Origin of the sequence: Flavobacterium cucumis, assembly GCF_900148835.1 — a bacterium.
GTDB lineage: Bacteria > Bacteroidota > Bacteroidia > Flavobacteriales > Flavobacteriaceae > Flavobacterium > Flavobacterium cucumis.
Window position 1 is genome coordinate 941467 of sequence record NZ_FRYK01000001.1, and the last position, 14287, is coordinate 955753.

A 14287-nucleotide genomic window follows, 5' to 3' on the forward strand; every position below is an offset into this window, starting at 1 on the left:
AAGTTAAATATTTCAAAAACAACAATTTAATCCTTGTTTATCTGCCAAATAGGAAGCGTAATTTGAACGGTTGTTCCTTTGTTTTCAATTGAAGTTACTAGTAAGGTACCTTTGTGCATTCTAATGATGTTTCGAGTTAGTGGAAGCCCAATTCCATAACCTTCAAAGTTTTTGGTATTAGTTGCTCTAAAAAACGGGTCATAAATATATTTGATTTCGTTTTCTGGAATTCCAATTCCGTTATCTTTAATTACGATGTAAACAAAATCGTCTGAAGCACCGATTGAAACTGTAACCATTTCAAAGTTGGAATATTTGCAACCATTACTAATAATATTGCTTAAGGCTAAGTGAAGTAATTGTGTGTTTCCGTTTACTTTAAGTTTCATTGGATTTTCTGGAAGTAAGTCCATATCCAAATAAATTTTACTTTTCGGATTTAAACTTTCTAGATTTTCTTTTACATCCCAAAGCAATTGGTCAATTCTTACTTTGTCAAATTTTTGAACTTTTCCATTAAAACCTGTTTGAGCTAAAAACAATAAGGCTTTAGTTTTATTGTCTAATTTATCGGCCTCTTGAAGAATAATTTTCAAGGTTTCTACATATTCTTCGTTGGTTCTTGGTTTCGTTAAAACAACGTCAGCTACCCCAATAATTGCGGTTAATGGCGTTCTTAATTCGTGTGAAGCATTGCTGATAAAATTGTTTTGAGTTTCAAACGAGGTTTCAATTCGGTCGAGCATATTGTTAAAGGTCCGCGCTAAATCATTTAATTCATCGCTTCTATTACTGTCGTTTAATCGAAGGTGTAAATTTTCGGAACTAATTTCTTTTACTTGCTCTGTGATTTCTGAAATGGGTTTGAAAATATTTTTAGAAAAGTATAATGCGATATATAAAATTAGTATTAAAGAAGCTAGAATAGCAAATAATAAGGTTCGAATTAAATTATCTGCTTGATTGATTTGGAAGTAATTTTCAGCAGCTGTAATTACGATGTAATCCCCAGAAGTTGATTGATATCGAATTCCTTTGTAAAGATATTTTTTTGAGACAAATTCGGCACTTTTGTTATTTATTACTAATTCAAAAAATGAAGCTGGAATCCCGATTTTTTGTACTTGCTCTTTAATATCCAAAGTGTTATCTATTGGAATAAAAAAGTCTTTTTCATGAGGTAATTTTTCAGGAGAATTAGGGTCGGATTTGGTTATTTTTTCATCCAATCGTTCTTTAGCTACTTTATAAGCTCTAGCTTCTAAAAGTTTAAAAAAATTCTTTTCTGAATAATTAGAGACTGAAAAATAAATGAAGATACTAAATAGAAATATTACTATCAAAAAAGGGATTAATAGCAATAGAACGGTGCGTGATTGTTTTTTTAAAGTAGTAATCATAAATTAGTTTTCCTTAAGCACATAGCCCATTCCGATTACGGTATGGATGATTCTATCATCAGAGTTGTCGATTTTTTTTCTGAGGTAATTAACATAAACATCAACAACATTGGTTCCTAAATCATAATCAACACCCCAAACGCCTTCTAAAATATCCATTCTTGAAAGCACTCTGTTTTTGTTTTGTAAAAAGTAGAAAAGGAGTTTGTATTCGGTTGTGGTTAGCGAAATTTCTTCATTGTTTTTGGATACCTTTTTGGTGTAATCATTTAATACTATATCGTTAAAGGTATGAATGTAATCTTGTTGAATGTTTTTTTCTTTGTTAAGTGGGCTCTTGTCTTCCGTTCTTCTTAATAGAGATTTTATTCTTGCAACCAATTCAATAAATTTAAACGGTTTAACCAAATAATCATCAGCACCACTTTCCAATCCAAGTACAATATTTTCTGACGTACCTAAAGCAGTCAAGAATAGAATGGGGACATTCGAATTTTTGTTTCGAATGTTTTTGCATACTTCGAGTCCGTTCATTTCGGGTAACATAATGTCTAAAATAATAAAATCAAAAACATTGGTTAACGCTAGCTGAAGACCCGTGCTGCCATCAAAAGCAACGCTTACTTCGTAACCTTCCTCTGTTAACCCTTTTTTTATGAATGAAACTACATGTGCTTCATCTTCAACTACTAGTATTTTTTTCATGAATTTTTATGGTACCTTTGAAGATAGAAATATTAAAGTCTTACTAAACTTATTCGCAAATTAAAGAAAATCGTTTAAACTTAATACCTTTGTAACTTAAATTTAAGAAAAATGAAATTCAATACCAAAACGATACATGGTGGGCAACATCATGAAAAAGTAACGGGATCGGTAATGCCTCCCGTATTTCAAACTTCGACTTATGTACAATCAAGTCCAGGAAAGCCAATTGGTGATTACGAATACAGTAGAGCAGCAAATCCAACTAGAACTGCTTTAGAAGAGGCACTAGCAAGTATCGAAAACGGGGCAAGAGGGTTGGCTTTTTCTTCTGGATTGGCGGCTACGGATTGTGTGTTGCGCATGTTTAAAGCTGGTGATGAAATCATTGCCATGGACGATTTGTATGGTGGAACTTATAGATTATTTACAAGATTATATAAAGATAGTGGTATCAAATTTCATTTTGTAGACATGAATGATTTGGAGAAATTCCAATCGTTAATCAATGAAAATACGAAATTGGTTTGGGTTGAAACACCAACAAATCCGTTAATGAAATTAGCAGATATTGCCGCAATTGCACAAATTACCAAAAAGCACAATATTTTATTTGCAGTAGATAATACGTTTGCAACACCTTATTTGCAAAAACCATTGGACTTAGGTGCTGATATTGTTATGCATTCAGCAACGAAATATTTAGGTGGACATTCCGATGTTATAGCGGGTGCTTTAATTATTAAAGATAAAGCTTTAGGAGAAGAATTGCATTTCAAACAGTTTGCCACTGGAGCGACATTAGGCCCAATGGATTCCTTTTTGGTGTTAAGAGGAATCAAAACATTACACTTACGCATGCAACGTCATTGCGAAAATGGAGAAAAAGTAGCCGCATTTTTGAACAATCACCCTTTAGTAGAAAGAGTATACTATCCAGGTTTAATTTCTCATCCATTTCATGAAATTGCTAAAAAGCAAATGAGTGGTTTCGGAGGAATGGTAACCTTTACTTTTAAATCGGGTAAAAAAGAAGATGCGATTAAGTTTTTAGAAAATTTAAAAGTCTTCACTTTAGCAGAATCATTAGGAGGAGTGGAATCGTTAGCAAATCATCCTGCTTTGATGACACATGCTTCTATTCCAGAAGATAAAAGAAAAGAGGTAGGGATTTCAGATGACTTAGTTCGTTTGAGCGTAGGAATTGAAGATATCGAAGATTTACTAGCGGATTTAGAGCAAGCTTTTAGCTAATAGTAATAAAACTAAAAAAAATCCCGATTTTCATTGAAAATCGGGATTTTGCTTTTGTACTAATTTAGATAATATATATATCCAACATGAAACCACAAGTTCCAGTCATTTGCTTTGTTTTCTATGTAAATTTCAGGATTAGGATTTAAACCATCAACCCAATCCGTAAAATAATATTGCCATCTAACTTCGGCAAATAAATCGGAAAGTTCCGTTAGTTTGTATCGGGTACCCACACTAGAAACTATAGACCAAGTACTTCCGCCTTCGTCAGACCATGCGTTTAAATATTTGTCTGGAGTTGTTGTTGAGTTGCCCATAGGGCCTAATTCAGAATAAGTTCCGTTCTGAAAAAGTGAGAAATGAGCTCCAAGTCCAAGGAATGGTGCCCAAGCACCATCTGTAGCAGTGAATTCTCTAATACTTAAAGGATAAAATTCTAATTGCATCCCGATATCAGTAATTTTTGATTCCCCTTTCATTGCTTTTAATTGATTTCCTGTAGGTGAATTTTTTTCAGCCCATCTACCAAAATGCTCAAGTTTGGTGCTGTTGTACGATATTTCTGTGCGAAGTTTAAAGTGGTCATTAAAATAGGTTTCCGGGGTGTAACAATTACATTCGGCACGATAAGCAAAGTTTAAATAATGAACCAAACCAACCCCATAACCTGTATTTCCAGCATTGGTTTCAAAATTATTTCGGACTCCAAAATCAGATTGTAAAGCAACACCTCCAACAAAAGCTCCGATTTCGTGGGAAAAACCAAATTGTGCTTGCATCGAAAAGTTAACACTAATAAGAACAATTAGTGCATATTTAATTTTCTTTATCATTTTCACAAATTAACAATGTTCGGCAAATATATGTAAAACAACATGTACATCAAAAATAAGAGCCTTTTTTATGTGTAAAAAATTTATTTTAAAGTGATTAGCCGAATTTATATATCACAATCTGTATAAATTTTTCTTAAAAATATAACAAGTAATTTTTAAAATGTATATTTGTAGACTTAAATTTTATGAATTTAATAATTTAAGATAGAAATATACTTAACAAATTAGTTTATTTACAAGTTTTATAGCATAATGGAACAAAAAATTAATGATTTCATGGCTTTAGTTGAAGCCAAAAATCCAAATGAGCCGGAGTTTTTACAAGCTGTTAGAGAGTTTGCGGAAACCGTAATGCCTTTTATTGCAAACGAGAAAAAATATGACGGTAAAAACGTCCTTTTAAGAATGGCTGAACCAGAGCGTTCTATTATTTTTAGAGTGCCATGGGTAGATGATAAAGGGGAAATTCAAGTAAATAGAGGTTTCCGAATTCAGATGAACTCGGCAATCGGACCTTACAAAGGAGGAATTCGTTTTCACCCTACTGTAAATTTATCTGTTCTCAAGTTTTTAGCTTTTGAACAAGTTTTCAAAAATAGTTTAACAACACTTCCAATGGGAGGTGGTAAAGGAGGTTCTGATTTTGATCCGCAAGGAAAATCTGATGCTGAAATTATGCGTTTTTGTCAATCGTTTATGACAGAATTATGCCGCCATATTGGTCCAGATTTGGATGTTCCTGCTGGTGATATCGGTGTTGGTGCAAGAGAAATTGGTTACATGTTTGGTCAATACAAGAGAATCCGAAATGAATTTACAGGAGTTTTAACAGGTAAAGGTTTGGCTTATGGTGGTTCTCTAATTCGCCCAGAAGCAACAGGTTATGGTGTTGTTTATTTCACCCAACAAATGCTTAAAACTAAAGGAGAAACAATTGAGGGTAAGACGGTTGCCATCTCTGGTTTTGGAAATGTGGCATGGGGTGTTGCGCTTAAAGTAAATGAATTGGGAGGGAAATTAGTGACACTTTCTGGTCCTGATGGATATATTTATGATGCTGACGGAATTTCTGGCGAAAAAATCGACTTTATGTTAGAAATGAGAGCTAGTGGCGATAATAGAGCTGAAGCTTATGCTGAAAAATTCCCAAGCGCTGTTTTCCATAAAGGGAAAAGTCCATGGGAAGCAAAAGTGGATATCGCTATTCCATGTGCAACTCAAAACGAATTACACGAAGAAGATGCTAAGAAGTTAATTGCTAATGGTGTAATGTGTGTTACGGAAGCCGCTAATATGCCATGTACATTAGAAGCTATTAAACAATTCTTAGATGCTAAGGTTTTATTTGCTCCTGGAAAAGCTGCAAACGCAGGTGGTGTTGCTGCATCTGGTTTAGAGATGACGCAAAACTCAATCCGTTTAAATTGGACTAGTGAAGAAGTAGATGCTCGTTTAAAAGACATCATGACAGGTATTCACGGTCAATGTAAAAAATATGGTACGGAAGAAGATGGTTATGTAAACTACGTTAAAGGAGCCAATATTGCTGGTTTCGTAAAAGTAGCAGATGCTATGTTAGCTCAAGGTGTTGTTTAACTGTTTACTTATGAAATAATAAAAGGCTCTTTTGGTTTTCCAAAAGAGCTTTTTGCTTTTAAAATATATCAAAATTGAAATTAATACGTTTGTAGTATATTTGTATTAAATACTAGCAATGAAAAAAGCGTTTTTAATTTTCTTTTTTACTCACTTCTTTTTTGCACAGCAAAACAATCAATTGTGGAAAGGTTATTTTTCCTACAATGAAATTGTTGATGTGGAAGCCGCTTCAAATGCGATTTTTGCAGCAACTGAAAACGCTATTTTTACCCAAGAAATCACAAACGCCAATTTGAGTATTTATAATGCTATAACAGGTTTAAAACCCGATGTTATTACGACCATTCATCGTTCAGAAGCATTTAATAAAACTTTTGTTGGTAATAATAATGGTTTAATTTTAATTCAAAATTCAGATGGTTCTGTAACCACAAAAGTAGACGTAATTACGGAAGTCCCAGTGCCGCCCAATAAAAAGAGAATTAACGATTTTTATGAGTTTAATGGACGTTTGTATGTGGCTACAGATTATGGGATTTCTGTAATTGATATCACTACCACTGAATTTATTTCCACCTATTTCATCGGTACTGCTGGAGAAGAAACAGAAGTCTTACAAACTACTGTTTTAAATAATGAAATTTATGCAGTTACTAGAAGCTTTGGGATTAGAAAGGCTAGTTTGGATAATCCCAATTTATTTGATTTTAACCAGTGGCAAACTTTTGATACTGATTTTTGGACAGGAATCGTAACTTTTAATAACCAACTTGTTGCTTCAAATACCAATTCAAGGACGTATCGATATGATGGTGGTCTTTTCCAAGAAATTTTAAATCACGCTCAGGTAGGGTTAAAACTTAAAACGAATGGAACAGAGCTTGTTGTTACTACTCAAAGCAGTGTTCATGTTTTAAATCAATCTTTAACTGTTGTGGCGAATGTTACTCAAATTCCAGATTTTAATGTACAGTTTACTGCTGCTTCAGTTGTAGCGGGGATTATTTACATTGGAACACAAAAAGAGGGTTTGTTTTCAACAAGTTTAGCAAACCCAACTATCTTTAATGCAATATCACCAAACGGACCCTTACAAAACTATACTTTCAGATTAAAAAAAACACCCAATAAAATTTGGGCAATACACGGCGATTATGATGAGGAATACAATCCATATCCTCTAGATGAATTAGGATTAAGTGTTTTTGATAATGAAAATGGTTGGATTAATAAGCCTTACGACGAACTTCTGGGGGCAAAATCATTATCAGATATTGCTTTTAACCCAGCTCGACCTAATCAGGTATATGTAACTTCCTATTTCTCGGGAATGTTAAAATTTCAAGACGATACGGTTGAGTTGTTAAACAACACCAATACAGGGCCTAACGGGTTGGAATCATTAGTGCTGTCGGGTAACCCCTCTTATGTGGATGTTCGAATTAATAGTCCAGCTTTTGATAGGCAAGGAAATTTATGGGTAACCAATGGATTTGTAAATCGATCCATCAAAGTTCTGAGAGCCAATGGTCAATGGCAATCGTATGATTTATCGGGTATAACGGCAAATTTAGCAACAGGAAGATATAATGCAATGGCGATTGATAAAAACAACACCAAATGGATTCCAGCTTATAATGATGGTGTAGTGGCTTTTAATGAGAATTATAATAACAAATTTATTGTAATTAACCGAAATAATGCAGACATCCCAGCGGCTGTAGTAAATTGTTTAGCCATTGATAATCGCAACCAGTTGTGGATTGGAACCATGTCAGGTTTGCGCGTTTTATCCAGTGTAGATCGGTTTATTTCAGAAACCGAATTACAAGTTTTTCCAATCATTATTCAAGAAGGGGATTTAGCTCAGGAACTGTTTTTTCAACAACCTATTTTAGATATTGCTGTAGATGGTGCCAACAGGAAATGGGTTTCTATAGCAGATGGTGGGGTTTTCTTGGTTTCTTCAAATGGGCAACAGACAATCTATCGCTTTACAAAGAACAACGCTCCTTTGCCTAGTAACAATGTAGTAGATATTGAGATAGATGGTGTTTCTGGCGAAGTGTTTTTTGCTACCGATAAAGGAATTGTTTCTTTTTTAGGAACTTCAACCAAACCTAGTGATAATTTAGCTGATGTTTTTGTATATCCAAATCCAGTACGCCCCAATTTTATTGGAACAGTTAAAATTAGTGGATTAACAGATAGAGCTAATGTGAAAATTACGGATATCGAAGGAAATTTAGTGCACGAAACCACTTCTGCTGGAGGAACAATAGAATGGGACACAACAGCTTTTGGGAAGTACAAAGTAACATCGGGGGTTTACATGATTTTTGTGACTTCTCAAGATGGTATGGATACTACAGTTAAGAAAGTGATGATTATCAGATAATTCAAATGTTAGTCAAAACCAAAGCTATCGTCATTTCTGCTTTAAAATATCAAGAAAAGAGCTTGATTGTTAAGTGTTTTACACAATCGGATGGTTTGAAAAGCTACTTCGTTCCAAGTGTGTATTCCAATAAAAAAGCGAATCAAAAAATCGCCTATTTTCAGCCCTTAACAATTATTGAAATCGAAGCGAATCACAAAAGTAAAGGTACGCTAGAACACTTCAAAGAAATAAAATTAGCCCACAGTTTTCATTCGATACATACAGATGTTGTTAAAAGTACGATCATCATTTTTTTATCCGAAATTTTACATCATAGTATACACGAAGAAGAGAAAAATGAGAACCTTTTTTCCTTTTTAGAGACCGCTTTACTTTGGTTAGATACACACGAAGAAGCTACAAATTTTCATCTTATTTTGTTGATGGAAATGACCAAATTCTTAGGATTTTATCCCGATGTTTCCGAAATGGATTTCGACTTTTTCGATGTGAAAGAAGGTTTCTTTACGCCATTTCAATCGGTAAATACACTTTCAGCTCATGAAACGCAATTGTTCAAACGATTAATTGAACTCAAATTTGATTCCAATCAGAAAACTTTTGCTGGAATTGAACGTCAAATTTTATTGAAAATCCTCTTGGATTTCTACTCATTGCATCTCGAAGGTTTTAAAAAACCAAAATCATTAGAAGTTTTACGAGAAGTTTTTTCCTAAGTCTTAACTTTTGCCTTTTACCTTTTGCCTTTTACCTTTAAATCATTACTTTCGCAAATTGATTTAAGAAAGCGACAAAATGAGTACAAAATTTACTGAATACAAAGGACTTGACTTGCCAACAGTAGCATCAGAAGTTCTTGATTTTTGGAAAAAAAACAACATCTTTGAACAATCGGTAACTTCTCGTGAAGGAGCTACCCCTTACGTGTTTTTTGAAGGACCACCATCAGCAAATGGTTTGCCTGGAATTCACCACGTGATGGCGCGTGCGATTAAAGATATTTTTTGTCGTTATAAAACTCAAAAAGGTTACCAAGTTAAGCGTAAAGCGGGCTGGGATACGCACGGATTACCTGTAGAATTAGGTACCGAAAAAGAATTAGGCATCACTAAAGAAGATATTGGAAAAACGATTTCAGTTACCGAATACAACGAAGCGTGTAAAAGAACCGTTATGCGTTACACCGACGTTTGGAATGACCTTACCGAAAAAATGGGATATTGGGTAGATATGGAAGACCCGTATGTGACCTACAAATCCAAATACATGGAAACCGTTTGGTGGTTGCTAAAACAAATTTACAACAAAGATTTATTATACAAAGGTTACACAATCCAACCGTATTCTCCAAAAGCGGGAACCGGTTTATCTTCGCACGAAGTGAATCAACCAGGTTCCTACCGTGATGTTACGGATACTACGATTGTAGCTCAATTCAAAAGCCCCGTAACCTCCGAAGGGGGAACAGCAAACGATATCGCAAAAGCGTTTCGTTTGAGCTCCCCTCTTTTGGAGGGGCTGGGGGAGGCCTATTTCTTAGCTTGGACGACAACTCCTTGGACGCTTCCATCAAATACAGCGTTAACCGTTGGGCCAAAAATCGATTATGTTTTAGTGAAAACATTCAATCAATATACTTTTGAAGCGGTTAATGTAGTTTTAGCTAAGAATTTAGTTGGAAAACAATTCGGCGGGAAGTATTTTGTAGCAGAATCAGATGCTGATTTTGCAAATTATAAATCAGAAGATAAAAAGATTCCATACCAAATTTTAGCAGAAGCAAAAGGTGCTGATTTAGTAGGAATTCGTTATGAACAATTATTGCCATTAGCGTTACCTTATCAAAATCCAGAAAATGCATTTAGAGTAATTTCAGGAGATTTCGTAACTACGGAAGATGGAACTGGAATTGTTCATACTGCACCAACATTTGGAGCTGATGACGCTAAAGTAGCTAAAGAAGCAACTCCAGAAGTACCGCCAATGTTAGTCTTAGACGAAAACGGAAATCCTGTGCCATTGGTAGACTTACAAGGAAGATTCATCCAAGGCTTAGGTGATTATTCAGGAAAATACGTTAAAAACGAATATTACAACGACGGAGAGGCGCCAGAACGTTCAGCTGACGTAGAAATTGCTATCCATTTAAAAGAAGAAAATAAAGCTTTCAAAGTCGAAAAATATGTGCACAGTTACCCACATTGTTGGAGAACGGACAAACCAATTTTATATTATCCATTAGATTCTTGGTTTATTAAAGTAACCGAAATCAAAGATAGAATGTTCGACTTAAACGAAACCATCAACTGGAAACCAAAAGCAACTGGAGAAGGTCGATTCGGAAACTGGTTGAAAAATGCTAACGATTGGAATTTATCACGTTCAAGATATTGGGGAATTCCTTTACCAATTTGGAGAAGCGAAGACGGAACCGAAGAAATGTTGGTAGGTTCGGTTGAAGAATTGTACAACGAAATCGAAAAATCTATCGCAGCAGGTTTCCAAACAGATAATCCATACAAAGGGTTCAAAATTGGCGACATGAGCGAAGCCAACTACGATTTAGTGGATTTACACAAAAATGTAGTGGATAACATCGTTTTAGTTTCTCCAACAGGAAAACCAATGAAACGCGAAACGGATTTAATTGACGTTTGGTTCGATTCAGGAGCAATGCCTTATGCACAATGGCATTATCCATTTGAAAACAAAGAATTGATCGAAGAGAATAAAGCATTCCCAGCTGATTTTATTGCTGAAGGTGTGGATCAAACTCGTGGTTGGTTCTATACGTTACACGCTATCGGAACATTAGTTTTTGATAAAGTTGCTTACAAAAACGTTGTTTCAAACGGATTAGTTTTGGATAAAAACGGACAAAAAATGTCGAAACGTTTAGGAAATGCTGTGGATCCATTTACTACTTTGGCTGAGTATGGTCCAGATGCAACGCGTTGGTACATGATTTCGAATGCCAATCCTTGGGACAACTTAAAATTTGATATAGAAGGCGTTGCTGAGGTAAGAAGAAAATTCTTCGGAACACTTTATAATACATACTCGTTTTTTGCTTTATATGCGAATATAGATGGTTTCAAATACAATGAAGCCGAAGTTCCATTAAACGAAAGACCAGAAATCGATCGTTGGATTTTATCGGAATTACATACGTTAATTCAATTAGTGGATGATGCGTATGCAGATTATGAACCAACTAAAGCGGCTCGTGCTATTTCTGATTTTGTTCAAGAAAACTTGAGTAACTGGTACGTTCGTTTGTGTAGAAGAAGATTCTGGAAAGGTGATTATGCACAAGATAAAATAGCAGCTTATCAAACACTTTATACCTGTTTGGTAACGGTTGCGAAACTTTCTGCGCCAATTGCACCATTTTTTATGGATAAACTTTACAGAGATTTAACACAAGCTACAGGTTCTGAGTCATTTGAAAGCGTACATTTGGCCGAGTTTCCAAAAATGGTTGAAAACTTTGTTGATAAATCACTGGAAAGTAAAATGATGAAAGCACAAACGGTTTCTTCGTTAGTTTTATCACTTCGTAAGAAGGAAATGATTAAAGTACGTCAACCGTTGCAAAGGGTTATGATTCCTGTACTTGACGACACTCAGCGTGCTGAAATTGAAGCGGTTTCTGACTTGATTAAAGCCGAAGTAAACGTGAAAGAAGTGGAGTTGTTAGACGATGCTTCAGGTGTTTTAGTGAAACAAATTAAGCCTAATTTTAAAGCATTGGGACCGCGTTTTGGAAAGGATATGGGTTTGGTTTCCAGAGAGATACAAGGTTTTGGACAGGAGCAAATTGCTAGATTAGAGCGTGAAGGAGAGCTTGTTATGGAAATTGCTGGAAAAAGTATAACTTTATCACAAGATGATGTTGAAATTTCATCGCAAGATATCCCTGGTTGGTTAGTAGCCAATTCAAACGGAATTACTGTAGCTTTAGACATTACGATTTCCGCGGAATTAAGAAAAGAAGGGATTGCGAGAGAATTAATCAACAGAATCCAAAACATCAGAAAAGATTCTGGTTTTGAAGTTACGGACAAGATTACTGTTAAAATGGAAAAAAATCCGCAAGTTGAGGAAGCCGTTTTAGCTAATGAATCGTATATTAAGTCAGAAACACTAACCGAATCATTAATTTTTATGGAAAACCTTAAAAATGGTATGGAAATTGAGTTTGATGATATAAAAACAAGTATATTAATTTCAAAATAAAAACCGAAGGGTTTTTAACCGACGTATAACTATAAAAATATTGAAATTATGGTAGAAGAGCAAATTAGATATTCAGACGCTGATTTGGCTGAATTCAAAGCGTTAATTCAAGCGAAATTAGAAAAGGCTAAAGGGGATTTAGAGCTTATTAAGAGTGCTTACATGAATGATTTAAATAATGGTACAGATGATACATCGCCAACGTTCAAAGCATTTGAAGAAGGCAGTGAAACCATGAGTAAAGAAGCCAATTCGCAATTAGCCATTCGTCAAGAAAAATTTATTAGAGATTTAAAGAATGCCTTAATTCGTATCGAAAATAAAACCTATGGTTTGTGTAAAGTTACAGGCAAATTAATAAGTAAGGAAAGATTAAAAATTGTACCTCATGCAACTATGAGTATTGAAGCAAAAAATTTGCAACGTTAATCTTTTTTAAAAAAAGATACTAACGCTCCTTTTGGAGCGTTTTTTATTAGATAAAAACTACTATTTTTGCTAAAAACAAATACAATGTCACTTAAAAAAGCCTATTTATTAATTATTAGTATTTTACTAATAGATCAAATTTCTAAAATTTATATAAAAACCAACTTTTACATTAACGAAGAAGTAAAAGTTTTTGATTGGTTTCGTATTCATTTTATTGAAAATGAGGGTATGGCTTGGGGGGCAGAAATTCCAGGAGAGTATGGTAAATTGATTCTTACTTTATTTAGAATTGTTGCTGTAGCAGGAATTGCTTGGTGGTTATGGGATTCTGTTAAAAAAAATGCTTCTAATTATTTGATTGTCGCAATTGCTTTGATATTTACAGGTGCTTTGGGAAATATTATTGATTCCGTTTTTTATGGTGTCATTTTTAATGATAGTTACCATCAAATAGCAACAGCTTTTTCTGATCAGCCTTATGGTACTTGGTTCCATGGAGAAGTGGTTGATATGTTTTATTTCCCTATTTGGGAAGGAAATTTACCTTCATGGTTGCCTGTTTGGGGGGGCAAACACTTTACTTTTTTTAATGCCATTTTCAACGTAGCCGATGTAGCGATTTCAACTGGTGTAGGGATTTTAATTGTCTTCAATAAAAGAGCTTTTGCTCATGCTGAATAAGTTATAATCTAATTAAAATAGTTTCAATATCAGGGTGTAAAAAATCTATTCATAAAAAAAACCAGAATTTTAATTCTGGTTTTTTGGTTTTTATTACATCCCTAATAGTCTTTTTCTCAAGGTTTTATCTACGCAATTTTCTTCTAGCCAAATTCCAAAAAGGGCTTTTCTGAAATCTTTTCCAGGGACATCTCCAACAAACTTTCTGTTGATATATACAGCTGTTTTTTGAGTATTAGAAGAATATACCATGTCTACATAACCTTCCTTGTCTAATTGGGTTTCAAAAAAGGTCATAAACGTATCTAAACGTTCTCTAATTAAACTTAAATCCCCTTTATAAGATTTTTCGATACCTTCTTCAATGGCTTGAATTAATTTCTTTTTTGTTACCAATGAAGAAGTAACATGAAGTCGTGTTGCAATAGTTTCGTCAGAATCAAGAATTTTTTGAGCATCATTTGATTTGTCTAATAAATAAAGGGCTTGAACATATAGGTTAACCCACATTTTATCACGAATACCTGCTCCGTTCAAAATTAATTTCGTTTTATCATCTCCATCTTCAACTTTGATTGAAGTTTTGATTTTTATGCCATCAAATTCCATGTCTTCTTGTGAATAAGAAAAAAGAAATGAAAACAAACAAAATACCATTAAAAGCTTTTTCATATAAGAATAATTTAGTCTACAAAAATACAAAAAAAAAGTGAATTCAAAATTTATGTTGCTCATTT

The 14287-nt window shown here is 34.2% G+C and carries 11 protein-coding genes; 7 read left to right on the forward strand and 4 right to left on the reverse strand.

Going from position 1 to position 14287, the window contains the following annotated elements; genetic code table 11:
* Positions 1-26: 26 nt before the first annotated feature.
* The gene (locus BUE95_RS04455; RefSeq protein WP_234977623.1) at positions 27-1343 is read right to left on the reverse strand and encodes a sensor histidine kinase; all 1317 of its coding nucleotides are present in this window, start codon (positions 1341-1343) and stop codon (positions 27-29) included.
* A gap of 60 nt (positions 1344-1403) precedes the next feature.
* Positions 1404-2105: a response regulator transcription factor gene (locus tag BUE95_RS04460; RefSeq protein WP_073581804.1), complete on the reverse strand. Its 702-nt coding sequence runs from the start codon at positions 2103-2105 to the stop codon at positions 1404-1406.
* A 111-nt stretch (positions 2106-2216) separates the two neighbouring features.
* Between BUE95_RS04460 and BUE95_RS04465 the strand changes: the two genes are divergently transcribed.
* Positions 2217-3359 (forward strand): cystathionine gamma-synthase, encoded by a 1143-nt coding sequence (locus tag BUE95_RS04465; protein ID WP_073581806.1) that lies wholly within the window; start codon positions 2217-2219, stop codon positions 3357-3359.
* Between the two features lie 59 nt (positions 3360-3418).
* On the opposite strand, the gene BUE95_RS04470 is transcribed toward BUE95_RS04465, so the two are convergent.
* Positions 3419-4195 (reverse strand): THC0290_0291 family protein, encoded by a 777-nt coding sequence (locus BUE95_RS04470; RefSeq protein WP_073581808.1) that lies wholly within the window; start codon positions 4193-4195, stop codon positions 3419-3421.
* 255 nt (positions 4196-4450) lie between these two features.
* Here BUE95_RS04470 and gdhA point away from each other — a divergent pair, with 255 nt between their 5' ends.
* The 6 genes from gdhA (at position 4451) to BUE95_RS04500 (ending at position 13550) form a co-directional block, all read left to right on the forward strand.
* Complete coding sequence (gene gdhA / locus BUE95_RS04475) at positions 4451-5794, forward strand: NADP-specific glutamate dehydrogenase (RefSeq protein WP_073581810.1); 1344 nt, start codon at positions 4451-4453, stop codon at positions 5792-5794.
* A 118-nt stretch (positions 5795-5912) separates the two neighbouring features.
* Complete coding sequence (gene porZ / locus BUE95_RS04480; RefSeq protein WP_073581812.1) at positions 5913-8195, forward strand: type IX secretion system anionic LPS delivery protein PorZ; 2283 nt, start codon at positions 5913-5915, stop codon at positions 8193-8195.
* Positions 8196-8200: 5 nt separating this feature from the next.
* Positions 8201-8914, forward strand: a complete 714-nt coding sequence (gene recO / locus BUE95_RS04485; RefSeq protein ID WP_073581814.1) for a DNA repair protein RecO — start codon at positions 8201-8203, stop codon at positions 8912-8914.
* Positions 8915-8993: 79 nt separating this feature from the next.
* Positions 8994-12437 carry an isoleucine--tRNA ligase gene (gene ileS, locus BUE95_RS04490; RefSeq protein ID WP_073581816.1) on the forward strand — a complete coding sequence of 1148 codons (3444 nt, stop codon included), beginning with the start codon at positions 8994-8996 and terminating at the stop codon, positions 12435-12437.
* A 48-nt stretch (positions 12438-12485) separates the two neighbouring features.
* The gene (locus BUE95_RS04495) at positions 12486-12866 is read left to right on the forward strand and encodes a TraR/DksA family transcriptional regulator (protein ID WP_073581819.1); all 381 of its coding nucleotides are present in this window, start codon (positions 12486-12488) and stop codon (positions 12864-12866) included.
* Positions 12867-12950: 84 nt separating this feature from the next.
* A complete protein-coding gene (locus BUE95_RS04500) occupies positions 12951-13550 on the forward strand; it encodes a lipoprotein signal peptidase (RefSeq protein WP_073581821.1) in 600 nt (199 codons plus the stop codon).
* Positions 13551-13643: 93 nt separating this feature from the next.
* Here the strand turns inward: BUE95_RS04500 and BUE95_RS04505 are convergent, their stop codons facing one another.
* Positions 13644-14222, reverse strand: a complete 579-nt coding sequence (locus BUE95_RS04505) for a chalcone isomerase family protein (RefSeq protein WP_073581823.1) — start codon at positions 14220-14222, stop codon at positions 13644-13646.
* Positions 14223-14287 lie beyond the last annotated feature (65 nt).

What these genes read in the sequence shown, in the direction of transcription:
- BUE95_RS04460 (WP_073581804.1), bottom strand. Translation starts at nt 2,105, where the DNA reads ATGAAAAAAATACTAGTAGTTGAAGATGAAGCACATGTAGTTTCATTC.
- BUE95_RS04465 (WP_073581806.1), top strand. Translation starts at nt 2,217, where the DNA reads ATGAAATTCAATACCAAAACGATACATGGTGGGCAACATCATGAAAAA.
- BUE95_RS04470 (WP_073581808.1), bottom strand. Translation starts at nt 4,195, where the DNA reads ATGATAAAGAAAATTAAATATGCACTAATTGTTCTTATTAGTGTTAAC.
- gdhA (WP_073581810.1), top strand. Translation starts at nt 4,451, where the DNA reads ATGGAACAAAAAATTAATGATTTCATGGCTTTAGTTGAAGCCAAAAAT.
- porZ (WP_073581812.1), top strand. Translation starts at nt 5,913, where the DNA reads ATGAAAAAAGCGTTTTTAATTTTCTTTTTTACTCACTTCTTTTTTGCA.
- recO (WP_073581814.1), top strand. Translation starts at nt 8,201, where the DNA reads ATGTTAGTCAAAACCAAAGCTATCGTCATTTCTGCTTTAAAATATCAA.
- ileS (WP_073581816.1), top strand. Translation starts at nt 8,994, where the DNA reads ATGAGTACAAAATTTACTGAATACAAAGGACTTGACTTGCCAACAGTA.
- BUE95_RS04495 (WP_073581819.1), top strand. Translation starts at nt 12,486, where the DNA reads ATGGTAGAAGAGCAAATTAGATATTCAGACGCTGATTTGGCTGAATTC.
- BUE95_RS04500 (WP_073581821.1), top strand. Translation starts at nt 12,951, where the DNA reads ATGTCACTTAAAAAAGCCTATTTATTAATTATTAGTATTTTACTAATA.
- BUE95_RS04505 (WP_073581823.1), bottom strand. Translation starts at nt 14,222, where the DNA reads ATGAAAAAGCTTTTAATGGTATTTTGTTTGTTTTCATTTCTTTTTTCT.